The sequence below is a fragment of the Paenibacillus suaedae genome, from assembly GCF_032337355.1.
GTDB lineage: Bacteria > Bacillota > Bacilli > Paenibacillales > Paenibacillaceae > Paenibacillus_B > Paenibacillus_B suaedae.
This window is the reverse complement of the sequence record NZ_JAVYAA010000003.1, coordinates 336,625-363,596: the sequence shown is the minus strand read 5'-3', so window position 1 is coordinate 363,596 and position 26,972 is coordinate 336,625. Positions and strand designations below refer to the sequence as shown.

The 26,972-nt window shown below is 45.5% G+C and carries 14 protein-coding genes; 2 read left to right on the top strand and 12 right to left on the bottom strand.

From position 1 onward, the window contains the following. Positions 1-128: 128 nt before the first annotated feature. From RQP50_RS14960 to RQP50_RS14915, 10 genes are all read right to left on the bottom strand, one after another. Positions 129-392: a EutN/CcmL family microcompartment protein gene (locus RQP50_RS14960; RefSeq protein WP_072730882.1), complete on the bottom strand. Its 264-nt coding sequence runs from the start codon at positions 390-392 to the stop codon at positions 129-131. Beyond that, a complete protein-coding gene (locus tag RQP50_RS14955; RefSeq protein WP_315745879.1) occupies positions 379-699 on the bottom strand; it encodes a BMC domain protein in 321 nt (106 codons plus the stop codon). Before RQP50_RS14955 ends, RQP50_RS14960 begins: the two co-directional genes overlap by 14 nt. Continuing rightward, complete coding sequence (gene eutJ, locus RQP50_RS14950) at positions 700-1,539, bottom strand: ethanolamine utilization protein EutJ (protein ID WP_268623559.1); 840 nt, start codon at positions 1,537-1,539, stop codon at positions 700-702. It abuts the gene before it with no gap. Further along, positions 1,497-2,201: a cobalamin adenosyltransferase gene (locus tag RQP50_RS14945; protein WP_315745878.1), complete on the bottom strand. Its 705-nt coding sequence runs from the start codon at positions 2,199-2,201 to the stop codon at positions 1,497-1,499. Before RQP50_RS14945 ends, eutJ begins: the two co-directional genes overlap by 43 nt. Before the next feature lie 72 nt (positions 2,202-2,273). Continuing rightward, positions 2,274-2,627 carry an ethanolamine utilization microcompartment protein EutS gene (gene eutS, locus RQP50_RS14940; RefSeq protein ID WP_021255526.1) on the bottom strand — a complete coding sequence of 118 codons (354 nt, stop codon included), beginning with the start codon at positions 2,625-2,627 and terminating at the stop codon, positions 2,274-2,276. 76 nt (positions 2,628-2,703) lie between these two features. After that, on the bottom strand, positions 2,704-3,666 hold the full coding sequence (gene cutD / locus RQP50_RS14935) for a choline TMA-lyase-activating enzyme (RefSeq protein WP_315745877.1): 963 nt from the start codon (positions 3,664-3,666) through the stop codon (positions 2,704-2,706). An 86-nt stretch (positions 3,667-3,752) separates the two neighbouring features. After that, the gene (gene cutC, locus RQP50_RS14930; RefSeq protein WP_315745876.1) at positions 3,753-6,311 is read right to left on the bottom strand and encodes a choline trimethylamine-lyase; all 2,559 of its coding nucleotides are present in this window, start codon (positions 6,309-6,311) and stop codon (positions 3,753-3,755) included. A gap of 33 nt (positions 6,312-6,344) precedes the next feature. Next, positions 6,345-7,493, bottom strand: a complete 1,149-nt coding sequence (locus RQP50_RS14925; RefSeq protein ID WP_315745875.1) for a 1-propanol dehydrogenase PduQ — start codon at positions 7,491-7,493, stop codon at positions 6,345-6,347. Positions 7,494-7,523: 30 nt separating this feature from the next. Continuing rightward, the gene (locus RQP50_RS14920; RefSeq protein ID WP_021259275.1) at positions 7,524-7,817 is read right to left on the bottom strand and encodes a BMC domain-containing protein; all 294 of its coding nucleotides are present in this window, start codon (positions 7,815-7,817) and stop codon (positions 7,524-7,526) included. A gap of 23 nt (positions 7,818-7,840) precedes the next feature. Next, the gene (locus tag RQP50_RS14915; protein WP_021255521.1) at positions 7,841-8,137 is read right to left on the bottom strand and encodes a BMC domain-containing protein; all 297 of its coding nucleotides are present in this window, start codon (positions 8,135-8,137) and stop codon (positions 7,841-7,843) included. Positions 8,138-8,452: 315 nt separating this feature from the next. Here RQP50_RS14915 and RQP50_RS14910 point away from each other — a divergent pair, with 315 nt between their 5' ends. Next, positions 8,453-9,400: a choline kinase family protein gene (locus tag RQP50_RS14910; protein WP_072730904.1), complete on the top strand. Its 948-nt coding sequence runs from the start codon at positions 8,453-8,455 to the stop codon at positions 9,398-9,400. 455 nt (positions 9,401-9,855) lie between these two features. Then, positions 9,856-9,978 carry a hypothetical protein gene (locus tag RQP50_RS14905; RefSeq protein ID WP_260612126.1) on the top strand — a complete coding sequence of 41 codons (123 nt, stop codon included), beginning with the start codon at positions 9,856-9,858 and terminating at the stop codon, positions 9,976-9,978. Between the two features lie 54 nt (positions 9,979-10,032). On the opposite strand, the gene RQP50_RS14900 is transcribed toward RQP50_RS14905, so the two are convergent. After that, a complete protein-coding gene (locus RQP50_RS14900) occupies positions 10,033-19,734 on the bottom strand; it encodes a non-ribosomal peptide synthetase (RefSeq protein ID WP_315745874.1) in 9,702 nt (3,233 codons plus the stop codon). Next, complete coding sequence (locus RQP50_RS14895; protein ID WP_315745873.1) at positions 19,725-26,957, bottom strand: aminotransferase class III-fold pyridoxal phosphate-dependent enzyme; 7,233 nt, start codon at positions 26,955-26,957, stop codon at positions 19,725-19,727. The genes RQP50_RS14900 and RQP50_RS14895 overlap by 10 nt, the downstream gene beginning before the upstream one ends. Positions 26,958-26,972: the final 15 nt, after the last annotated feature.

The window sequence follows — 26,972 nt, the reverse complement described above, 5'->3', positions numbered from 1 at the left end:
ACATGCTTCGGAAGCTTCTACCTAGGCCCGGCTGAATTCAAGATTCGATGTCGAATATGCATTCAGTGTTTCTTCGTGATCAAAGGGGGGCTTTTTGAACAACCTCTATAAGATTTCTGTTCGAATATTTATTCAAACATGCAGTCCGCGTCGATGATGCCTACGACGACGGCATCTACAGGGACATCGTCTGTATGCAGCATTTTGCGGGCCGAAGAGCCGGTGCAGACAATCACTCGATCGCCTATGCCAGCGCCGATCGTATCGACTACGATCAAGCGGCGCCCGTCGTCGCTTCCTCCTATCACCTCGGCCAGCATCAGTTTCATTCCCACAAGGGAATCTGCTTTACGGGTAGACCAGATATTGTGAATCAATTCAGCGGCAATCATAGCAGTCCGTCCTCCCCGCTTTTCCGCTTCTCTGCTTAATCTCGGCGATGGCGTCCTCCACAGAAGCCGTGTCACCAAAAATAGCGAGAAGAATCATGTTCTGCGGGCAGCTGCCGCGAATATCCTCCACTGTCACGCCCACCACTTTTTCAGCTACATCAGCGGCCCATACCATGTCAATCAGCCTTCCCTGCACCAGACCGACCGCGTCGCATTGGGGAATTTCCCGGCTACTGGGCGCTCCTCTGCGACGAAGCAAAATGTCCAGCGTCCCCTTGGATGGAGATTTGATAATCCGAAATTCCACTTACATCGCCTCCCGCGTGCAATTCAGAGCAATGCCCAGTGGCGTGACAAACAGTGGGTTGCTAGGCTTATAGGTAGCAATGCCAGTCCTCTGCTCAATGATCGTCTCCATACCGGTCAAGCAGCAGGTTCCGCCTACCAAGTACAATTCCTTGACTTCATGGCCCACCACATGGCGGTTGATGATAGAGGAAACCTTATCAATAACCGGCCGAAGCAGCGGCAGCAATTCTTGGTGATGGGCAGGGTCGCGCTTAAAGCAGTCCGCTTCAGAAAAACTCATCTGGTATGCCCCGGCAACCACCAAAGAAAAATGGGTGCCTCCCGTTGCTTCGTCTGCGACATAGACAACCTTGCCATCCTTCAGAATCGAAATGCCAGTCGTTCCTCCGCCAATGTCCACAATGGCTCCGTTGGATATTTGCAGCACGGCATTAGCCGCCGTAGGTTCATCCAGTAAAGCCGTAACTTCAAAACCCGCACCTTGGATCACATGCTTGATGGCGCCAGCATCCAGTAAATCGGTACCCGGTGGAATCGCCGAAGCTGCATATTCAAGTTCTGTACCCAATTGCTGCTCCAACTGTGCTTTAAGCTCCCTCACGATCTGAATCGCTCCAAGGTAGTCCACCACCATTCCGTCGCGGACGACATCGGCGTAACGGTAAGCTCCCGCCACCGGCTTCCGAGAATCATCCAACACCGTAAGCACCACACAGGCCGTTCCCAGATCCACACCGGTATAGTAGAACGAAGACCGTCCTGGAATCGGCTTCTGGATAACCGCTTCAAATTGCTTTACGAGTTGATCGCAGTATGCAAAGGGTTTTGTCTCTGGCATGTTCCACCTCCTGTAGTTCTGCAAATAAGCGAGCTCAATTCATTAATCATAAAGTTGATTCCAGCAACAATAGATTCCTCCGGCTTTTCTTGAGGACTGCCTGCTGCGGCTTCCAACATCCCAAACCCAAGATCCCGCAAAGCGCAGCGCAGACGGTGGAGCAACGCAATTTCTCTGCCTTTCTCCAATTGAATGTGAAACTCGGTTACCTCAAAGCAATCTCCTGCATCCTCAAAAAGAACATCGGCTGTAATACCGGTACAACCCTGGAAAGATAAGTCGGCAGTGGATGTGCCGCCTCCTTCCCTTTTATGAAGGGCCGAAAACTGCCTTGACAGCTCTAGCACCTTCTGGGCCAGAAGCACATCCCGCTCCAGCAGCTCCTGCCCGGTTAACAAGAACAGGGCTGAGACGGATTGCATCTGACAGCGCAGCTTTCCACGCCGCCAATCCGGCTTTTTCGCCTGTAGCTCTGGATTCGGTAGTGGCTCTTGCTTTTGTTCTTGATTTTGCTCTTGCATACCATAGGAAAGTGTGATCTGGCGATCCGTCAAAAACTGGCGCGCTTCCGGCGTCAATCGGCTTCCATGCTCCACCATATATGAAGTAAAAGGCTCTAACCTGTACATATTGCGCAATTCCATTTCGGTAATAAATTTCATGGTATCAACTCCACTCTTATTACCCGAACAAATAACGTTTCAATTCCCCGATAACCAGCAATATACGTTTTTTCATGTCCGTGTAACTTCCGCCGTCGTAAAACCAAGACTATCGCCCAACGTCTCAATGATGGCCCGCAGCGCCGTTTCCACACTGGCTATATCTCCGGTGAGAAGCACCGAACCAGCAAAGCGATCCAGAAAGCCGATTTTCACATCTGCCACCTTGGTCGCGATATCGGCGGCTATAATGGAGGTTTCGCTGGGCGACAGTGTTAATATGCCAATAGCCCCCGCTTCATCGATGCCCAGTCTTTCATACATGTCAGGCACGGGTGAAGCAATCATATGGGCCAGCGTCACTTGTTTGCCCGGCACCGACTCCTGAATAATCCGCCCGAGATCCGGCCCAGCAGGCTGCTGCATAAACGTCCTCCTAAAAGTATTGCGAGCTTGTAAAACGGTAGCTTTATCGAATAAAACTGGCTTCGAAAGCATGCTCTTAATGTTTGATAACCCGTACTGGGAAATCGTATTGGCTGATTTGACGTTCAATACGCTCCAGATCGGCTTCATTAAGGCTTAGATCGCGTTCAACGTTGTAAACCATATCCAATTGCCTATATTTGTTAATCCCCAGCTTGTGATAAGGGAGCAAATCGATGCCTTTAAAATTCTGGTATTCCTTGTAGGGAAGCAGAAACTCTACCGTTTCGCGTATGGTGTCCTCATCATCATTGAGCCCCTTCATTAGCGGCATCCGCACCTCCACGTTATGTTTGCGGGTGATCAGTTCCCGCAAATTTTCGAGAATGCGCTCGTTGCGTACACCCGTCAGTTGATAATGGCGATCCGAATCCATATGTTTCAGATCGTATAAGATCAGATCGGTAAATTCGGCCATGGCCAAAATCGCTTCCGGTTTGGTATGCCCGGAGGTTTCAATGGCCGTATGGATTCCGGAGCGCTTGCATTCTTTGAGCAAATTGACCGCAAACTCGGACTGCGCACATACTTCGCCGCCGCCCAACGTGACGCCGCCCCCGGATGTCGTGTAGAACAGCATATCCTGCTCTACAATTTCCACAATTTCCGATACCGTCATATTCATCCCGACGATTGAGAGCGCCCGTGCGGGACAAACCTTCTCACATTCCCGGCAGCCCATGCACTCGATCTTCCGGTCCACCACATGCTGCGGCTTGGACGGCTCCTGCGAGCCGGAAGTGTCCACACGGTGGATTCCCCGGGGACACGCCGCAACACATGCGCCGCAATCGTTGCACAAATCCCGCTGGTACATCACCTGATATTTCTTTTCCAAACCCTCCGGGTTCGCACACCACTGACAGCGCAGGGGACATCCCTTGAAGAAAACAAGCGTCCGGATACCGGGGCCGTCGTATATGGAATATTTTTGAATGTTGAAAATACGTGCCTGCCTTTCCGGCATACCTGACTCCATAGCTGTGGCTCCTCCCTTTCCGCAAATCTAAATGCCAGAATGTCTCTTCCCCGGCGTCAGCGCCAGAGAAGAGGCACGGGGCTATTTTAGAAATGCTCAATCATCGTTCTGCTGATGATCTCATCCTGCACTTCTTTACACAATTCCACGAAGTACGCGCTATAGCCAGCGACCCGAATGATTAAATCACGGTATTGATCAGGATTTTGCTGCGCTTTAATCAGCGTTTCATTATCCACATAACTGAACTGCATTTGACCGTTTCCGAGAATGGAGGCCGTCCGCAACAGATTAATCAGTCCGTTCTCTCCTTCAGGTGTTTCCAGCAAACCGCGCAATAGCTTGAAGTTATGCACCATACCAATATTCATGGCCTCAACATCTATTTTACTAATTGATTTGATAATAGCCGTCGGACCCTTCTTGTCATGCCCCTGAGTCGGGCTGATACCGTCGGACAGCGGCAGCCAAGCCTTGCGCCCATTGGCGGTAGCACCTGTCATCTCGCCGAAAGGCGTATTGTTCGAAATCGAAAGCGTACCATGGCTGAAGGTAGAGTACAGCGTTTTAAAGTTGCGGTGATAGTTCTCCGTCCACCCCGTGATATCGGCGGCAATGCGATCGGCATAATCGTCGTCGTTGCCGAATTTTGGCGCATCCAAACAATCCCTGTGGATCTGCTCATAACCTTCGAAATCGGCCAGCAACGCATCACGGATTTGCTCGAGCGAATATTTTTTGTCATCGTAAACCAGCTTCTTGATGGCAGCCATCGAATCGGCGTAAGTTGCCAGACCGGACCAGATCAAGCCAGGTCCCCAGTTATACATGGCGCCGCCAGCGGAAACGTCTCGGCCGCTCTCCATTGTGCCTTCATACATGATCGACATAAGCGGCTTCGGTGCATAATCGCGGTGTACGCGCTGGCTGATTACGGTACCGACTGCGGAAAGCTCGGTGATGTATTCTACCTGCTTCTTCACCGCTGCTTCAAATGCTTCATAAGTCTTGAAGTTGCTCAAATCGCCCATGTCCAATCCCGGATTGCTTCCGTGCCAGAGCATTTTGCCACGATTAAGGACGAACTCAATGGCAATCGGCCACTGGGTGTATCCAGTGGAGGTCCACTGATACAAGCGTCCGGATTTTTGCGGCTCCACACAGCCCATCAGACAGTAATCGCGGGCATCTTCGATACTGCAGCCCTTCATCAGCATCATCTTGATGTGGGAATCATCGAAATGGCAGGCCGGGAAGCCCAATCCCGCACGGACGACATCCACAATCTTCTTCAAATATTTCTGAGGAGAGCTATTGTGGATACGGCAAGCGAGCGAAGGCTGATAAACGCCGACATGACGTACTGCATCCATGAGCAGATAAGTCAAGTCGTTGGTGGCGTCGCCGCCCTCTCGTTTTTGCCCGCCTACACACATATTGACGAACGGCTGGTAGCCGGCAAAAAACTTGGAGCCACCCGCGCTGGAAACCCACATCATTTCCGAGCATTTGATTAAGAAACAGCCTGCAATCTCGAAAGCTTCAAACTCTGTCAGACGGCCAGCTTTTCTGTCCGCCTCATAGAAAGGATACATATATTGATCCACACGACCGACAGACATGCCTGTCTGATTTTCTTCCACCACGAGCAGAGATTCTACGGTCCAGACCGATTGCACTGCCTCATGGAATGTAGTCGGCGCATGAGCCGGCACGCGAGCGTTGATCTCGCCGATTTTTTGCAGCTCAGCCTTGCGCTTCGGATTTGTTTCTTTAGCAGCCAACTGGTATGCGTAGTCAGACATCCGTTTGGCATACGCCATTACGCCTTCGGTTGTGTCCAGCACGGATTTATAGTAATAGATTTTGTCGATATCTTCCGGGTTTTGCATGGACAGCTTCGCAAGATGCTCCTTGGCTTCCCGCTGGATATCCAGCATCCCTTTTTTCATTAGAATGACATCGTAGCCGGGGTTGGAGTCTCCGCCGCCGTTAATCTGATGATAGGAAAGGTCGCTGACGAATGCTTCGCCGGAAAACTCCCAAAGACCAGCATCGCGGTATTGCTGCTCACATATTTCATCCACCGATTTGCCTTCCCAGAACGGAAAGAGCTCCTCGCGCATGATTCGCTTGTCTTCCTCAGAGATATAGAATGGATCCTGAGGACGGTTGTGAATGGTATCGAGCTCATCCCGGGTCCAGCGCCAAGCAATGTCAGGCGAGAAGGCGCCCGCGCGCGGCGCGCCGCAAGGATGACCAACGATCAACTCGTTGTCCTGGATGAGCAGCGGAGCCTCTTCACACGCTTTGCGGAAAGCCTTGGCACGCAGCATAATCTCTGGCAGACCTGGATTTTCCTTATATACCTGAGTAAAGGCTCTGGCACGGTAGGTTGTAATGCTTGGCGTAGCGGTCAAATAATGTTCTTTCAAAGCCCGCAAACGCTCGGTCATTCCTTCCGGGTATGCGCATTCTTCCTTATGAAGCTTACCGAGGCTGTTTTCGACCTGCGACTGAGCTCCCTTATCTGATAGCCCCTTAGAAATTCCTTGGAACAGCTTCATGATCGCTGCTCGTTCTTGAGGAGCCATGGCTTTCGTAGCTTCGGCGAATTTGCTTGAAAACTCATGAATATCCAACATTTTTCCCTCGCAATCTTGTAAGTTTTATATTATTTAGAAGCTTTTACGGTAAATGTGCTCCAACTCTTCCTCCGTTGGCTGACGAGGACTGGTTGGCGTACAGCGATCAGCCATTGCGTTCCGCGCCATGCGGGACAGCGCCTCATTAAAAGCATCCTGGTCAACGCCAAGCTCACGGATTCCATTTTCGATACCGATAGATCGTTTCAGCTTTCCAATCGCCTGGATCAGACTTACGGTTCCTTCACGGGCGGTTCGGGCCGGCAAGTGCAGCAGTGAAGCAAGCCTAGCATAGCGTTCACAAACCCTATCTATCGTTTTTCCGCCCAAGTTGGCGTTATACTCCATTACCACCTCTAATAGCAGGGAGTTCACCCGCCCGTGAGCAATGTGAAACGTTCCGCCAAAGGCGTGGGACATACTGTGAATGATACCTAGACCAGCGTTAGTAAACGCCATTCCCGCCATACAGGACGCATTCTGCACCCGATCCCGCGCCTCTGCATCTGCCGGATCATGGTAAAGCGTTTCCAGATGAGCAAATACCAATTGGACGGCTTTTTCAGCTAAGGCATCGGTAAAGTCGGTCGCTTTGGTGGAGACATAAGCCTCCAGCGCATGGGTCAGAACATCCATTCCGGTGTCCACCACGATTTTGTTTGGCAATTGCTTGGTAAGGGTGGAATCGAGAATCGCGATGTCCGGTGCGATAAAATTGTCCACGATAACCATTTTGTCTCCGCCCGCCGTAATCACCGAAAAGTCTGTCACTTCCGATCCGGTGCCGCTGGTGGAAGGAATGGCGACAAACGATGGTTTGACAAAAGGCTCGTCTTTCTCTAACGCATATTGCCGGGCGAAGTACAGAACACCCTTCGCTGTATCAATGACAGAGCCGCCGCCCAGCGCCAGCAACACATCAGCGCCACTTTCCCAATACACTTGAAGCGCTTCGGCTACAATACTCACACTTGGATCGGGCTTAACACCGGTATACACTGAAGTGGAGATTCCACCGCTTTGCAGTAGATCAACCACCTGCCCCAGATAACCCAACTTCTCCATCATCTGATCGGATACGATACAGGCTTTCGTGCCATGGATTTCCGCAAGTTTCTTCAGTGACTGTTCCCCTGAAAATACTTTCGATTTCATAACAAAGATGTCGTTTATGACGGTCACCTCCCTTGAATTTCTGTCGATAACCTACCCCTAAGCTGGAAGGGCATAGCGGGCAATGATCTTTTCAATGTCTGGGTGTGGATTAGGAATAACGTTTGAGCTGTACACCTCAGTCCCCATCGCCTGTACTGCGGCGACGCCGGCATCTACTGCAGCCCTTACAGCCCCTACATCTCCGCGAACAAGGACAGATATATAACCGGACGCTACGTTTTCATAACCGATCAAATCTACATTGGCCGCTTTGCACATGGCATCTGCCGCTTCCATGATGAATACAATTCCAAAGGTTTCAATGAAACCCAGTGCATCATGCTTGCTCATGAACCTATTTCCCTCCCCGGCAATTATGCGTTTATAGAATGCGCTTTCACAATTCCTGCAATAGAACTGAGCGGACGCGGCATCACATTATGGGCCGTGACTTTGCCAATCTTCGCTGCTGCTTCAGCGCCAGCCTCTACTGCCGAACGAACCGCCGCCACATCACCTTTTACCATTATCGTTACGAGTGTGGAACCAACATTCTCATAGGATACTAGAACAACATCTGCTGCTTTAAGCATAGCGTCCGCTGCTTGGATGGCAGGAACCATGCCCAATGTTTCCACAAGCCCGAGAGCTTCTTCTCCCCGGTACTCCATTCGAATCTCACCTCACATAGGTCATTTTTATTTGTGAAATCGCTGTAATCGTAGATATTTAACTCTTACTAGCAGGTTAACATGGTTCTCCCCGTGATTATGGAGGATTCGGTAGCTGATTTTAGGATTCTAATGCCCCCTTTACCGCCAATCTGGTACAAAAACGTCTTTCTTGCACGACAAGTACCAGAACGTCCTCAAGCGTGTCCATTTCATTGAATTACTTCTCCTATCTTGCTATAATTGTGGAAAAATCTGTGCGGCGAGTATATACATTGTTAAAGCATGTATATGGAATGCCGAGAAAAGGCCATCATGAAACCTCTAAACGACTTTTTATCCAAACAAATGAATATGGAGAACCTTGTGCAGCAAAAACTCCGTCTTTTTTTTAAAGATGAGAGTATTGTTTTTGACAAATCTCGTTTTGCAGGCGGGTTGACCAATTATAACTACATTATGAATATCCACGGAACGGAGTATGTGATTCGCAAGCCCGGTAATCTGACTGATCAAATGATCGATCGCAAGATAGAGCGTGTGAACAACGGCATCGCTTCGGAGTTTGGCGTAAATTCAGAATGTATATATTTTGATGAGGAAAGCGGCATTAAGATCAGCAAATATATTCCCGATAGCACAACGCTTGCCGCAGCAGGACCCTTGGCTTTGCCAAGCTTGCAGGCCGTTTCCTCTTTACTGAAGAAAATTCACGGTAGTCCCAAGCACTTCCCGAACAAGTTTGATTGGCTCAGTGAACTTGCCAAATATGAAACCATTGTCACGCAGATCAACGGTGAATTGTTTTTTGATTACGCATCCTTAAAAGAGCAATTGCTTCGTTTCATGCAGAAACATCTCAAAAATGTCCTTTCCGTGCCCTGCCATAATGATACGGTTCCGGAGAATTTTCTCGTAGATGGGGACGGCAGTGTCTATTTGATAGATTGGGAATATTCCGGAATGAATGATCCAGCCTTTGATATTGCTGCATATATCATCGAATCGCGTTTGACAGAAGAGTCTATTGAGCAACTGTTTGAAGCCTATTACGGCAATACGTTTACAGAGGATGATCTGATGAAGGTCAAATGCTATATGATGGCCCAAGATTTGTTATGGACGGTATGGGCCCTGCTGCGCCATTATACAGGGGATGATTACCTGGATTACTGCTCGCTGCGCTATAACCGCCTGCGTCGGAATATTCAAATATTAAGCACACAACCGGATTATCCTATTGCCGACATGGTGATGCGCTAGCACTAACGGTCGCTTGCGCTGTAATGAAAAACCTTTGGAGGTTAATCCAATCTCTTTAAAAACGATTGACCGGTCAGATACTATACAAAAAAAAACCTGTACTTTCTTATCTAAATGGATAAAAAAGTACAGGTTTTTTAATTTGAGCAATGTGATTCTTGTTGCATCAGGAAGCATTCCTAAACGCCATCCTCTTCTTCTCTCCCCTTACCTTTTAACACATTTGTGAGCCATCCAAATATCAGAATCCCCTCATGGTAGAAAACGAAAAAAAGACAACTGGTAAGATGGACTTAGATGTTGTTAAGCGGAGAGGATTTTTATTGGGAAAACGGGTCGTACGTTTAACATTTATAACGAGGAATTAATAATGGAGGCTGTAGATAGGAATGGAGACCATCTGAAGGGTTTGGTCTGAGCGCAGCCTACATAGCATTCTGAAGGAACATAAGGATATGCAAGCCATTGGTTTGGCTGAGGACGGTCAGAAGGACATTACATTGTGTAAGAAGCTTAGCCTGCAAGTCGTGCTGTTGGAGCCGGATATGCGCGACAAAAAAGAAAAGCCCGATGAATGAACCATTCATCGGGCTACATAGTTTGAAACGAATTGCAAATACCTTGTAGACATATCACCGCGACGCTAGCGGCAAATATTCCTTTACATTATTCATATAGGTTTGAATCTCTTTTGTAATCCTTGGTATTTTGTGCTCCTCACAGAATAGCTTAATCATGAGCTGATCCTCTACTACCGCAATTGTGATCTCTGTAGATAATTTTTTTGTCCTGCTGCTGTACATCTCCTTGATTGCAGTGAGCTCATTCTTCATCTCCGCATGTGAATCAAACAGTCCAAGGTAGTTAAAAATCGGGAGCGTAATCGTTTCAGAGCTGTAGATCTCTTTTAGTGCACGTCGTACCTTCTTATACTTGTTCTTCGGCTCTTCTTGAGACAGTAACGCTGCAAAATGAATGTTTTTCTCATAGGCAAAGCGAATGAGTTCATTTATGTCTTCCATAGCCAGGTGCTGATCTCGTGGCAGACTCAGAGGCAGAATATCAATAAATGCCCCCATAGTATGATAATAGTTATGGGATGTATATTTTCTTCCTGTATGCATAAGTGCAAACGGTACCGAATCAAGATCGAAAGCGAGCTCAACAATTTTTAAAAAGATGTTCATGGATATATCCCAGGACATCTCTTGTACAGACTCGCGTATTTCTTCAGTCAACGGAATCGAAATGGTAGTATGAATCAATGATGCTTCCTTGTACTTTTTGAAATACTGGCTAAAGCTATCCTGAAAATCAGTCAGCTTGAACCTCTCGATCAGATCCTTTTCCGTTATCCCTTGCGGCCCTCTCGACTGTTCTTGAACATAATGTTCAAATTGCAATATGCTTTGCCCTCTTGATTCCCCATTGTTTGCATAGGCTTGTCGGATACTTGATTGTATGATATCGAAGCTCATTGCATCAAAGATGAGATGACTGCAAGGCATATACACCTTATAATGACTGTCCGAGATTTTTGTGATGATCATGTTGTACAGCAGATTATTCAATACATTTGTACGATCCGCATGATCTCCAAACCGCTCATGGATATAGGACTGTATATGTTCTTTCTGTTCTTCGCTCGCATGTTCCAAGTCTACATAAGGGATATCAATGCCTTGAACCACCCCGTACTCTTGGATCATGATTTGATGATCAGTTTGGATTAATGTACTTCGTAACAGCCCCTGTTCGTTAATGACAGACGCAATGCTCTTCTTCAGCAGCTGCACATTAACTTGGTGATTAAAATCGATGATCGCCCCACTATATGTTTGGTTGGTATCAAGAAGGATTTTCTGCATCGCGGATAGTGGGTACACGCTCGTTATCTCGTTCTTATTTACAATCGAACTGCTAAATTCATTGAGTTGGTCGGCTAAAGCTTGCTTCCAATTTGATTCGTTTAGTGAAATACGCTCTAAGATCTTAGATCCTTCTTCTTCTTGGCTATCCATTCTTTTGTTCGCCCAGTTATTATAGATGTCACGTATATTTTCATAATAGAAAATATCTTTAATCGAAATATGGACATCTACCTTTTGTAACTCTTTGTATATTTTTGCAATTCGTATCGAGTCTCCGCCAACTTCGAACAAATTGTCCCTAACACTCAACTGCTGCAATCCCAGTACATCCTTGCAAATGTCGAGCATTAGATTTTCGATTTCATTCTCGGCCTCCTCGTAATGAGCGCCCGTCTTGATATTGCCTTCCATTTCAGGCAATCGCTTGCGATCCACTTTTCCATTTAGATTAAATGGCAGCGACTCCATTCTCAGGAAATACGCGGGTATCATATAGGCCGGCAATTTCTTGCTTAATGATTCCCGTAAAGAATGGATGGCGATTTCCTGCTCTGCTACATAATAGGCACAGAGAACTTTCGATCCATCGATTTCCTTATCGATAATTGCAACCTGGGACACTTCTGGCAGCTGTAACAGGGTCTGTTCAATCTCGCCGATTTCAATTCGATATCCTCTGATTTTAACCTGATGGTCGAGCCTTCCTACATATTCGATATTGCCATCAGGCAGCCATCTTGCCACATCACCCGTTTTGTATAGAATCTCTTCTGGCCGATATGGATTATGAATAAATCTCTCTTTCGTTAATTGCTCGTTATTCAAGTAGCCCCTTGCTAGCCCCACACCTGCGATGCACAGTTCACCATTTACACCTACCGGAACCAGTTTATGATTGGCATCCAGTATCAATACGCGATGATTTGCGATCGGAGCTCCAATGGAGATTTTCGTTTGCTGAACCTCGGACAGCTTGCATGCTGTTGTACATACAGTATCCTCCGTCGGGCCATAGGCGTTAATGACCTCTACTTGTCCGAGCAAATGCGAGATCTGTTCGTACTTCAGTTCACTTCCTGCTGTTATGACCCGCTTCAAACCGTTCCCTGCCTCCAAATTACCCGCGACAAATGGAGGTAAAGTAATGGTGGTAATGCCGTGAGTTCTCACAAATTCGTTCAATAAATCCGTATTGAGCAGCACCTCTTGATCCGGAATATAAAGGGTATTGCCAAGCAATAATGCCATGAACAACTCCCATGAGAACGCATCAAACGCTATACTTGCAAATTGCAGTATATTCTCATCGTTACCGATTCCAAGCTCGCGCTCAAACCAGTGCTTCAAGTTAATGACGCCCTTATGCTCGACCATTACTCCCTTAGGCTTTCCGGTCGTTCCTGAGGTATAGATCACATAGGCCAAATCGTGAGGATGGTTGATATTATCGATTTGTTCAATCGAGCGTACGTATAACGCCTTATCTTCCAAATCAATCATTTCATTAATTTCTAGTGTTCTCTTCTGCACAAGTGTATGGGTTGACAGCATAAGCTCAGCTTTACTATCCTGCAACATATAATTGATTCGTTCTTCCGGATAATTTATATCAATAGGCAGATAGGCAGCGCCCGCCTGCAAGATGGCTAGTACACCGACAACCATGTCGATGGAGCGATCGATCATGATCGGCACGATCGACTCCGCACCTATGCCCTTCTCTCTGAGTTGAATAGCTAACGCATTCGCTCTCTGATGCAACTCAAGATAGCTAATGGAATCTTCACCGCATCGTACCGCCGTTTTCTCTGGGTTCCTCATCACTTGATGTGCAAAGAGACTTTGAATTGTGTCCTCAGGTTGAAGCTCCATAACCGTGTTGTTGAAATCGACCAAGATTTCGTTTATCTCTTCCTCTCCCACAATTTCAAGTTCATCAATGCGGATATGCGGATTGGACATGATTTGGTTCAAAATGTGAAGGAAATGGCCTTTGATCGTATGGACGCTCTCTTCATCGTAGATTCCGTCATTATAGTTGAATTTGACAAGCAGCTCTTCCCCTGGAATGACCTTGATATTGAAGCTATAGTTCGTTTCCTCAAATATCCGGGCTGAATGAATACGAAGATTGACCTTATCTTGAATATCTTTATGAATCATATCTTGATCCATCGGATAATTTTCATAGACCATCAGCCCATTGATGAGGCTATTGCCAACCTCAGTCAGCTTTTGGATTTCCGCTATTGAGCAATAATGATAGGGCTCACTCTCGTGAAAATCCGATTTTATTTTCCGCAGCACTTCCGTATATCGTTTCTCCTGCGTCGCATTTACTCGTAATGGAATGGTATTGATAAATAATCCTACCATTTCATCAATTCCATGTATTTGAGTTGTCCTGCCCGATACAATAAATCCGAACACGACATCATCCACGTAATTATATCGTTGCAGCAGGATCGCCCATATACTCTGGAAAATGGTATTGACTGTAACGGTATGCTGCTGCGCTAAAAGCTCAATTTGTTTTGTAACGCTTTTATCTAGACGTAGAATAACCTCTTGCGGTTTCCCTTGGACTGTTGAAGCTTTCTTGAATGGAATATCGATTGTCGTGTCGTATCCCTTCAAATACGTTGACCAATAGTTCAGAGCTGCCGTCTTATCCTGCGAACCAATCCACTTGATATACGCTTCATAAGGTTGTACTTTCTTCGCTGCTGAAGGTGTATTGCACAGCAGTAGATTATAGATATCGAACAGTTCACTGCTAATGATCCCAAATGACCATCCGTCCAAAATAATATGGTGATTGCTTAACAGTAAACTGTATTCCCGCTCGCTCATCCTTACTATAAATAATCGAATAAGGATATCGTTGCTTAAATCAAAGCCTCTTCGTCTATCCTCTATGACCAGCTGTTCGATATACGCTTCCTTATCGGATGGTAAGTCTCTAATATCCAGATACGTGAACTCGGGTTCTCTTGATTTGTACACGATCTGCATATTTTCTTTGAAATGATTGCTGTCAACATTCGTTCGCAAGATGTCATGACGAGCAACAAGCTCTACAAAGCTCTTCTTGAATAACTCCGCATTAAGTTCTCCGATTACCCTAAGCTCCATATTGACATGGTAGTACTCGCCCTTATCCGCCATCGAATGGAACAGCAGACCTTCCTGCATTGGAGTGAGCGGGTACATGCGTTTCACGTTGTTGATTTGCTCATGGTACGGAGCTAATTCGGCCCAGGATATGTTCTCATCAGTGACATCCGAAGCGGTAACTTCTACATGCTCCTGGGAGATGCAATGATCGATAATCTGCTTAAGACTATCCATATAGCGCTGCAGTATCTCGTCAATCGTTGCATCGTTAAATTCTTCCCTGACGTAGCTCAAGGTCAGACTAAATTGTTTATGGAGAACCATTGCTGAAATGTTTAGAGGATACAATCTACCGCTTTCTTGGCTTACCGAATCCCCCGGTAAAATATCGGATAACGTAAAGTTGTCGCCAGAAATATTCTCATCGAACTGTCCCAAATAGTTAAAGCTGATGTCTGGGGTGCGTATCGCCTTCAAATCAAAAGGAGATAAATATCTCAGCATTCCATAGCCTATCCCTTTGCGAGGGATCCGTCTGAGTGTATCCTTCGTAAATTTGATTACATCCGAAATATGATCTTGGGCGTGCAGAATCACCGGGTATTGACTGGTGAACCACCCGACTGTCCTTGTTATGTCTACATCATCTACGATTTGTTCTCTTCCGTGCGATTCCAAATTAATAAGTATGCGCTCCGCTTGGTTGTAATTAGCAATTGAGACGGTTAAGGCTGACAGAAGGATATCATTGATTTCCGTGGAATACGCCTTATTTACTTTCGTTAATAACTTCTCGGTATAGGCCTGATCCAGCTCAATCGTCTTTTTCATAATCTTAGCGCCCTGTATACTTGAAGGCTCATAATCCTTGTTAATCTCTTTCACGTCCCATTGGCTAAGACGATTCCAGTATTTTAGCTCATTATGCAATGTAAATCCGCCAGCATACTGCTTCTGCTTGGAAGCCCATTCTTGGAAGGAGCTGGTCTTCAACGGCAAACTCTTTTCTGGATTCTGATAGAGCATATCAAAGTCCTCTATAATAATTCTCCATGACACGGCATCTACAACCATATGATGAATGGATATAAGCAAATGGTCGCCCTTGTCTGTTTGGAACAGTCCTATTTTGACAAGCGGGCCTCTCGCTAATTTCATACTTGACTGGAGTTCAGTACATAAGCCTGTAATATATTTATCCGTAATCGGCTTTCCTCTGAGGTCATAAATATGAAAATCATATAATCTATTCGTTACTTCTCGATTGATTAACGCCTGGTCAACATATATGGCTCGCAATAGATCATGATGCTGCACAATACGATCAAAAGCGCGTTCGATTCTATCTACGCTGAAGCCATCTTCACGGAAAAGCATCAGATCCTGATTGAAATGATCTTTGTCAAGATGTTCTTGCGCTAAGAACCATTTCTGAATTGGTGTCAGCTCGATCTCGCCGGATACTTCGCCCTGATCTATGGTTTTTGTTGTCGATTTGATATGCGGGATCAAGTCTTTAATTCTAGGATTGCCCATTAAGTCTTTAATCTCAAATGAATAACCTCTATTGCTCATTTGGGCAATCGCTTGGATCGCTTTAATGGAATCTCCGCCTAAGGCGAAAAAATCGTCATTGAGGCCAACATTCCTCACGCCTAATATCTTTTCCCATACCTGGGCGATTGCTCTCTCCATGTCATTTCGAGGCGCTGCGTATTCGGCTCCAGTAACCACTTTGCCATCTGGTTCCGGCAATGCCTTACGGTCTACTTTTCCATTCGGGGTTAACGGCAGCCGATCCATCTGTACGAAATACGATGGAATCATGTAGCTCGGCAGCGATGCAGACACATGATTCCGCAGTTCTGATGCAGACAGCTCCATCTCGCTCACAATATATGCGCATAGGTACGCTTGTCCGTCCTCTCCTATTTGGGCCACTACGATTGCATCTTGGATCACCTCGTGCAGCAGCAATTGCTGGGCGATTTCGCTTGGTTCGATGCGGAAGCCTCGAATTTTGACCTGTTCATCAATCCGGCCCAAATATTCGATATTCCCATCAGGCAGCCAGCGAGCCAAGTCTCCGGTCTTATACATTCGTGCCCCCGCTTCGAACGGGTTCGGAACGAACTTCGCCGCCGTCAATTCTGGATTGTTGACGTAACCGCGAGCAAGACCGTCTCCGGCAACGCATAGTTCACCCGCCACACCAATAGGCTGTAAATGGTGATGACGATCTACGATATAGGCTTTCGAATTGCTAATTGCTTTTCCAATTGGGATAGAGCTACCGAACTCTTCCTCAATAGCATAGGAGGTTGAGAAGGTTGTATTTTCGGTTGGACCATACCCATTTATCAGCTTCAGGCCCTGATAAGCCTGTCTGACTTGATTGATGTGCTCCCAAGACAGCGCATCTCCACCCACGATTAAATGCTTCAGTCCCTTAAATATCGTCACGTCCTGTTGAACGAGCTGATTAAATAACGGAGAGGTCAACCACATCGTTGTAATTTGATTTCTACTAATTTCCTCCCCTAACCGTTCCGCATGTAAGAGGATATGTTCGTCAACCAACACCAATTCGATTCCATTCAGCAAGGCTCCCCAGATCTCGAATGTGGAGGCATCAAAGACCATCGCCCCAGTTTGTAAGATCCGGTCTCCTTCCGCAAACTCTATGTAGTTCGTGTTTTGGACAAGCCGCACAACACTTTGATGCTCTACCATAACCCCTTTTGGTCTTCCCGTGGAGCCGGATGTATACATGACATAAGCCAAATCTGAAGGGCTGTTAATCAGCAACGGATTATCAGAGCTCTCTGATGACAATTCCACTGCGATTCGATCCGTAAGCACGATGTCGATCTTGCTATCGATATGAAGTAATGCTTCCATATGAGAGGATTGGGCAAGGAGCATTCCAGTGTTGGAGTCTGCAAGCAGAGTCCTCATTCGGTCTACCGGGTATTTCGGATCAATTGGCAAATAAGCTCCGCCAGCCTTTAGAACTGCTACAATGCCGATCACCGTTTCCACGGAAAGTTCACCCATAACACCAACGATGACATTGTTCCCTACGCCCATCTGTCTTACATAATGAGCCAGACGATTGGCTCTCTCATTAAGCTCTTGATAGGTTATCTGTTCGTCTTGGAAGCGTAATGCGATATGCTGCGGAACTCTCTCTACTTGCTCTTCAAGCAGTTGGATAATGGTTTTATCCTTCGGATAGTTGCTGCGCGTATCATTAAACACATGAAGAATGTGATGCTTCTCGCGCTCGTCAATGATGTCAACATCATCAACGCATACATTTGTGTTTTCAATAATCTGATTCACAATCGCATCAAACGCTCGGATGATCTTTGACATATCCGCTTCAGCCAATGTGTTCTCATTATAGATAAAATTGATCATCATCTTGTCATCTTGGTTGACAACTAGCGTTACGTTATAGTTTGATCCTTCAATGAGCTGATGCGGCAGTACAAACACGGAATTGAGTATTTTCAAATCATTGTTTTTCAATATTTCTTCGTTCAGTTGCTTCTCATCAATCGGATAATTCTCAAATACAAGGAGGCTGCGAATCAGATCGCTTTTCACCCCACTCAGATTTTGAATTTCCGCAAGACTTACAAAATCATGTTTGTTGTTCTGCAGTGTAGTGTTGGTGATCTGCCTCACGAGTTCAGGATATTGCAAGTTGTCTGTAAATTTCACACGAAGCGGGACTGTATTGATAAACAGTCCAGGAATCACTTCTACGCCTTCGATCTCCGCATTTCTCCCAGAGACAACATACCCATAAACAATATCATCGGTATTATTGTATTTACTAAGAAGAATCGCCCAAATGCTCTGGATCACGGTATTTACCGTAACTCTACTTTCCTGAGCAATGCGAATGATGGATAACAATCTTTCCTCGTCCAACTCTAATGCCATCTCTTTATTGATGACTTCATTCATTTTATGTTCTCTTTCAAAAGGGATCCTCGTGACTTCTTTACAATCATGCAAGTAATCTTTCCAGTACGCTTTAGCTTCATCGATATCTTTGTTTTTGAGCCAATCGATATAAGTAGAATAAGGTACGACATCGTTCAGACTTGCTGGAATCCCATGCTTAATTTCATTATAAATTTTAAACAATTCAATAAGAATTAAGCTGTTGCACCATCCATCCATAAGAATATGATGCAGATGAAAAATCATACTGTATCTGTTCTCTTGCATTCGAACAAGTACAATGCGAAGCAGTACATCCTTGCTTAAATCAAATCGTCTTGCCCGATATTGCCTGATTAAATCCTCCAGATATGCTTCATTATCTTCGCCCTGCTCGGTGATGTCGATGTACTCAACTGCTCCTCTTCGCTTTCTATAAACGACCTGCATATTTTGCTGAAACGATGAATAATCAAATACTGTCCGTAAAATATCATGTCGATCGATAACCATGTTAAAAGCTCGATCCAGCATCTCCAGATCAATGTGCCCTTCCACCTGGAAACAGGACAACTTGATGTATGTATCCTGCTCATCTGTCAAAGCATGATAAAGCATACCCTCTTGCATAGGCGCAAGAGGGTAGATGTTCTTAACATTGTGAAGCTCATTCTTGTATGCGGACAATTGTTCCATCGTTATATCTTCTAGCGTAATATCGGTAACGGTAATTTCCGATTCCTGCTTGGTTGTACAATGTTGAATAAGGCGATCCAATTGATTTTGATATACGCTTAGCAGCTTCTCAATCGTTCCTGGAATAAAATCATCTTGCTCGTATATGAAAGTGAGCTTCAAATTGTCTGCGATGAGGATAGCTTCGATATCTAGAGCATGTGAGCTTGTTAGGTACTTGGATGAGTATTCACTGGTACCCAGATTCGTAATTTCAAATCCATCTCCGCTAGCACCTGGATCGATTCTGCCTACATAATGAAAGCCAATTTCGGGCTCTGCAAGGTTCAAGTCTTCAGTGGATAAGTACTTGAGGATACCATAGAAGCGTCCCTGATTCGGAATTCGCCGCAGCATGTCTTTCGTATGTTTGATCGTGTCGCCGAGATCATCGTAAGCTCTGAGGACAACTGGAAATTGTGAACGGAAACACCCAACAGTTCTGCTCAAATCCATAGGCTGTGCCCATTCTTCCCTGCCGTGGCCAATCAAGCTGATCAATGTGTTCTCTTCTCTTGTCCAGTCTCGAATCGTCAGGGCCAAGGCAGCTAATAAAATATCAAGAAGATTCGTATGATATGCATTGTTGATATTATTCAGCAACTCTCCGGTAACTTGTACACCAAGCTCTTGAACTTGTTTGTTCAACTCCATGCAAGTTTACCTCTCTCCCTTGGCAATTTTTTGGTGGCCGTCGTGTCATGTAACCTTTTCCAATAGTCAGCCTGCCTTTTCACACGATAAGAGTCTGCATATTCGTTCAGTTTGTCTGACCATTCCTTGAAGGAAGTCGTGTTCTCCGCCAACACGATGCCCAATCCCTGTTCTGCCTGCGTATACCCATTCATGAAGTCTTCTAGCAGAATGCTCCAAGATATCTCATCGATAAGAAGACCATGGATAGCGATGAATAATTTGTCCCCCGAGCTCATTTGGAACAAGCCCAGTCTTACGAGCGGCCCTTTCTCAAGATCCATACCTTTCTGGATCTCATTGCATGTTTCGATAACTTCTTGATCCGTTACATTCTCATATACCTGAAGGTCATACTGTGCTTCGCCGGCTCCTCGATTGATTTGAACGACATTGCCGTGGTCCTGCTGATACACCATTCGCAATGCGTCATGCCGAATGATCAATTGATCAAACACTTCCTTTACCGTGTTAGCCTGAAAGCCCGCTGCCCTGTGCAGCATTCTACTCTCGCAGCAATGATGTTGATCAACAGATAATTGTTCAAAAAATTGCTTTTGCATCGGAGCTAACTTTACTTCCCCAGCTAAGGAATTCTGCATCTGCTTGTGATGCTTCGACTCGATTACTTTCACTAGCTGCTTGATCGTGGGGTTTTTGTATAAGTGATCAACCTCGAAGATGTAGCCCTTAGCTCTGGCTCGTGAGATGAGCTGAATGGCTTTAATCGAATCCCCGCCCATTTGGAAGAAATCATCGTTGATGCCGATCGGACTAGAGCTTAATGTTTTTTCCCATATATGAGCAAATTCCTCTTCGATCTCAGTACTCGGAGCCTCATAACCTGCACGTGCACCGACATGTCCAGCGGGTACTGGCAGCTCATTACGACCAGGCGTTCCATCCAGAGTAAGATTGTTCGTGTCGCCTTGCCAGATATCGTCAAAATCCTTAAGCGTAAGTAGTGAGTTGTTGTTCGGATCGTTATGGGTGATAAACTCCAAGATTCTTTGATAGTCTTGTCCCCATTTCCCGATCGTCTCTTCTTTGAACAGACTTGTTTTATAAGTCATCCCAATATGGAATGTGCCGTTTTCCTCAAGAATTTCAATGACAAAATCAAAATCGGATAATGCACTCTTATATTCATAGGTTGTAATTTCTAAATTATCGATCGTGAGTACTCTTTCATCCGTTTTTTCATAGACAAACCGTACATTAAGGAAGCCTTCCCTGCTGTTTTTCGCTTTCTTCATGAGGCTTGCCAGGTAATTGAACGGGTAATACATATGGGAGTACGCTTCAATACAATTTTGTTTGACTTCCTTGACAAACGCTGCAAACGTCTTGTCATCTGAAAGATTGTTCTTCAGCACAATGGTGTTGGTAAACATACCAATACTCTCATCAAAAGAACCATCTGCCCGGTTTGTCACAGGAGTTCCTATGCAAATATCATCATTTCCAGTTAATTTTCTAAGTAGAAGATTAAACCCTGCAGCTAACAACATAAATAAAGAGCATTGATGACGCGAAGCAACTGTTTTCAAATCACGAACCAATTCGGATCCGATCTGCATATGAACCGTATTGGCCGTGAAATCAGACTCTGCAGGTGTTGGAAAGTCGGCAGGGAGCTTCAGAACATTCAAATCACCGGATAATTTGCTAAGCCAATACTGTTCGCTCTGCTTCTTCTCGTCCGATGCCAAGTAGCGGGTTTCCCATTCAACAAAATCTCGATACTGCTTATTCACAGGCATAAGTCGTTCATTCGCATACAAGCGCATGAACTCTTGCACGAAGATGCTCATTGAAATACCGTCTGCTATCGTATGATGGAAATTAAAAATCATCGTACCCTCTTGGATGCCCTCTTCGATTAGGATGACCTTCAACAAAGGAGCTTTCGCTAGATCAAAAGGGGTAACTAATGATTGAATGAGCTCATCCAAATCCTCATGCAAGCCCTTTTTGACGATATCGATTGTAAACTCCACCTGTTCAACAATTTCTTGCTTAAACTCCCCATCTTCAACAAATAGGCGTGTGCGCAGGCTCTCGTGACGCATCACGATTTCATTGAGTACGGCCTCAAATTTATGCCGATCCAGCGCTCCCCTAACCTTTAGTACGGTCACCATGTTATAGGGGTCATCTTTGCCAATGGAGCTTAGAGTGTATAATCGTTGCTGAATGATAGACATCGGAATTACAGGTTGCTGCTTTTCCTGCCGAGTGGATTGAGTCACCTGAACAGCATGCTGGTTTATTGAGGAGTCGCCAAAATATCCGGCTTGGTGCATCTCTTCAATCGTCATTTTGATGGCAGTAAATATATATTCGATATCCGCATCCGTGTGTTCAGTGGAGAAGAAGCAATTCCGTCCTTCCCATACATATACACCCTTCTCCAGCAAGCCGAAGAAGAAGATTTCGAAATCCCCTCGAAACACAAATCTGAATAAGGAACCGAAATTCACGACTTTGATTGGGACATGCTGCTGTTCGAAATACGCGTTTACTCGTTGTACAAAGTCATTGGTTTTTTGATTCAGTCTGTCATAGAGCGTATCTTTGTTCTCCGTTATATAGGTTAATGAAGCGTGAGCTGCAGCCATGGCGAGCGGGTGATGTGAGAAGGTTCCGGCAACAAACGTTCTCTTCTGCTCACATGGAGGAACCGACGTATCGCCAAAGCTCCACATGCCCCCATCAATACAGTCCATAAACTCGGATTTTCCAGATACAACCCCGATCGGCATCCCGCCGCCAAGGACCTTACCATAGGTTACGATATCTGCTTTGATACCGAAATACGCTTGGGCTCCGCCTGGGTCAATTCTAAATCCTGTAATGATCTCGTCAAAAATAAGTGCAATTCCGTTTTCTTCCGTGATTTGCCTAAGTTTCTTCAGGAACTCCTTAGGCTGAACATCCGGTCTTCGGCTTTGAACGGTCTCAACTAGGACACCGGCGATTTCATTCGCGTGATTTCTGATATAATCCAGCGAAGCCTCTTGATTGTAATTCAACATAACTAAATCACTGACAACGCTCTCCATAATACCTGGAGCCAATGGGATCGTCGTCAGGCTTCCGTCCTCACCAATGGAGGACAATCCAAGCAAGCCGTCATAGGTGCCGTGATAGGATCCCGCAAAAGTAACGATCTTCTTCTTGCCTGTGCTTGCCCTGGCGATTCGTACAGCCACCATATTGGCTTCCGTTCCTGAATTATAGAAAGCTACCCGCTCGACGCCTGTTAATTGGCTGATCTGTTCGGCAACGGTTCCGGCCAGTCTGCCCATTGGGCCTAGAGGCATTCCTCTGCGGAGCTCCTCCGTTAATGCTTCATTGATAAAACTCGGGTTATGTCCAAGCAAGTTTACGCCAAAGCCCATCGTCAAATCGATAATGCTATTCCCGTCGATATCGCGAAGCTTCGATCCTTGTCCAGTGTCCGCCACGATCTGATAGATCATTTCCTTCATGACTGGCCTGAATCCCGCTACATTTCGATTATTCGCATATACTTTTCTGTATCTTTGAATATTCTCTTTTGATTTTTGGGTGAATCTTGTATATTTCTTCTCAATGTTTCGAATATAGGTAAGCTGCAATTCATTGAAATTTTCATTATCGATCAATTCCAGCTTTTTGTAGGGTACATAATGGCTTTTGGTGTCCACAGCCAAGGTTGAGGCCTTTGGGCTGCTCACAATGACCTCGCTCTGCTTCAAGTTTGGCGTATTCTTGCTAACTGCCAATGGCTTCTGACTGGGATTCGTAAAACCCTTCAGAATATCCAGCTGTTCGGACATGATTTTCATCTGCGTATTGAAAATATTCTGCAAAGCATCCATACCATCCAGTGCACCTAACGAATGATTCTGCGCCTGACCAGCAGCCGCCAAGCTGTTCATTGGCTCTGCATCTGGAATCGTATTCATCGTCTCTGAGATCGATTTCATCGATTCATTATACTCAGTCTCATAACCAACTTCGTCGATCTCCTCTTCTTCCACCCAATCCGTATGTTTGTTAATATGCTCGGTGATTTTCTCAACGGTATCCAGATTAATAAAGAACTCATTTAATGTAATTGAGATGTTGAACTTATTCGTAATTTGTTTATTGAGTTGGATAAGTACTAAAGAATCAAATCCGAGCGTCAGCAGATTGAGGTCGTCCTCGATTTCTTCGATCTTGAGCCCCGTTAAAATCTGTATCATTTCTTTTAATTCGGATTTGATCTTCTCTTTCGGGTTAGATCGCAAGCGATTCCCACGAGCTTGCGGCTGTTGTGGCTGTTGTGGCTGTTGTGGCTGTTGTGTATGCTGTGAGTGTTGTGAGTGTTGTGAGTGTTGTGAGTGTTGTGAAATAGGCGGCAGTTCTTTGATTTCCTTGGAGGAGCTTGCTGCTTGGATTGGATACACGGCTGCACGGTCTATTCTACGTACCTCTCTCCACAGTTCCTTCTTCTGGAATGGATAGTTTGGAAGCTTTACTCTACACGTAGCATAGGATTGATAGAATGTGTTCCAATCCAGATCCATTCCCTTCATAAATAAAGCAGAGACGGAATTAAAAAATTGCGTGTAGTTCTCCGATTCTCGTCTCATAGAAGGAACAAACATGATCTCATCATCTTGTAGACATTGGTTGGCTAGCCCGCTTAGGGTTGCATCGCCTCCGATTTCAATAAAAATATTGACGCCAAGTCGTTTGGCTTCTTGCATGGCACCTTGGAAGTTAACCGGTTTGGATAGATGCTCGACCCAATACTTGCTTCTACCCAACACTTCTTCTTGTTCCACTTGTCCCGTAATGCTGGATATCATTGCTGTCTGCAGGTTTGAGAATGTGATGTCTCCGATGCTTTGCTCATACATGCCTTCATACTCCTTCATTAACATGGAGTGATAAGGATGAGGAATGTTAAGCTTATTAAAAAAGACTCTGTGTTTGGTTTGCAAGGTTTCAATTACGATATCGACCTCATCGCTTCGGCCCGAAATCGTAACATTGTCAGGAGCGTTAATGGCAGCAATGGTAACATGTTTGCATCCGCTCTCTTCCAATGCAGCTTTCACATATTCCACATTCGTCAGAATGACGACCATCTTGCCTTCGACATCAATGGATTCCATCATTCTGCCACGCTGTGCAATCATCAGGATCACATCGTCCAAGCTGATAAGCCCTGCATAGCAGGCTGCCGTATACTCGCCTATGCTGTGACCGATGATAACGTCAGGTTTTATCCCTAACGCACCCCACAGCTTGGTTAAGGCATACTCAATGGAGAATATGGCTGCCTGTGAATAGATCGGTCTAGTGAGCAGCGTAGTGTCTTCCCCGTAGATCCCATCTAATATCGACAGGCCGAGTATCGCTTTAAACTTCTCATTACACAGATCCATCGTTTCTCTAAATGTTCTTGATGTGGTGTAAAATTCTTTAGCAATTCCGTCATAGATGGAGCCTTGGCCCGTAAATAAAAAGGCGATTTTGTTGTCTTTGGCCGTACTCTTCTGGATGAGGAGCTCATGGTGGCTAGAGTTGTTTAGAACCAAATCCATTTTATCCAGTAAGTCTTCTTTGTTCTTCCCTACTGCTGCAAATCTGTAGTTCAAAAATGAGCGGCTAATATTGGACGTATAAGCAATATCCTTGATGGAGCCAGTTTCCTTCACCAATTGCTCCTTCATTGCGCTTATATATCCTTTTAAAGCTTTTTCATTCTTGGCTGACAAGGTCAATAGATGAGCTGGCAGTTCATCCAATTGCTCATCCTTGTCATGAGGCTGAGGGGGCTCCTCAAGGATGACATGCGCCAGCGTTCCGCTGAAACCAAAGGAACTAATCCCTGCTCTTCTGACTCCTTCAGTCTTCTGCCAGTCCATGAACTCGTCCGCGATCTTAACCTTCCCCCACGAAATATTCTTATTTGGGTTTTGAGTATAAATGTTAGGCAAGATCTTCTTATTCTCAAGAGACATAATGACTTTAATCAATGCGGCCATGCCTGATGCTGCTTCTAAATGCCCAATATTCGGTTTGGCGGATCCGATAAAGAGAGGCTCCTTTTTATGCTTAAAGACCTCTGATAACGATTGGATTTCGATGAGGTCGCCTAACGGTGTGCCAGCACCATGTGTTTCGATATAATCGATATCGTCAACAGTCAAATTTGCATGTTGTAGTGCCTGTCTGATTACGCCTTGTTGTGACAATCCGTTTGGAGCAGTAAATCCGTTTGACTTGCCATCCTGTCCGATCACTACATGCTTGATAAGGGCCGCAACTGCATTTCCAGCTTGCTTGGCATCTTTTAATCTTTTGAGAACGATGACACCGCAGCCCTCGCCTCTTCCAAAACCGTCTGCATCATTATCAAACGCCTTGCATTTTCCGTCCTTAGACAAACCGCTGAATTTGGAAAGCCCTATAAATGGCTCTGGTGTAAGCAATAGATTCGAGCCCCCGACAATGGCCATGTCGCACTGGTTATTCCGCAAGCTGTCGACGGCAATATTCAAGGCTGAAATAGATGACGAACATGCCGTATCGCAGATGATCGCAGGCCCTTTGAAATCATAGAAATAGGATAATCTACCGGCTGCCGAGCTAAGTGAGACACCTGCAGTAGAATAAGCCGTTATATCGGAAGCTTGACCCGAATACAATTCGGCATTGGCATATTCATAAGCGCTGATTCCAATAAATACACCTGTTCTGCTCCCCTTTAGCTCCTCTATATTCAAGGCTGAATTCTCCATAGCCTCCCAGCTTACCTCCAGCAAGAGTCTGTGCTGAGGGTCTATTGATGCAGCTTCAATGGCTGATAGACCGAAATGAATATTATCAAAATCTCTGATATTATCACGCAAAAAGGATGCGCTCTTCGTAACCATCTTGCCTTCTTCTTCAGGATCATCACTGTAATAGTTGCGATAATCAAATCGATCCGGTTTAATCTCGGTCACAGAATCCATTCGGTTGGCCATTACTTGCCAGAATCCTTCAGCGTTCCATGCTTCTCCTGGGAAGCGGCATGAATAGCCAATTACCGCAATTTCTTCATTGCTCTTCTGATCTTGAATGATCGTGGACAGCTCTTCTATTTTGGCGGCCGCTTTTTTGAGAGCCGATTTATACTTATCAATTTCCTGCTCCACACACTCACTCCCTTT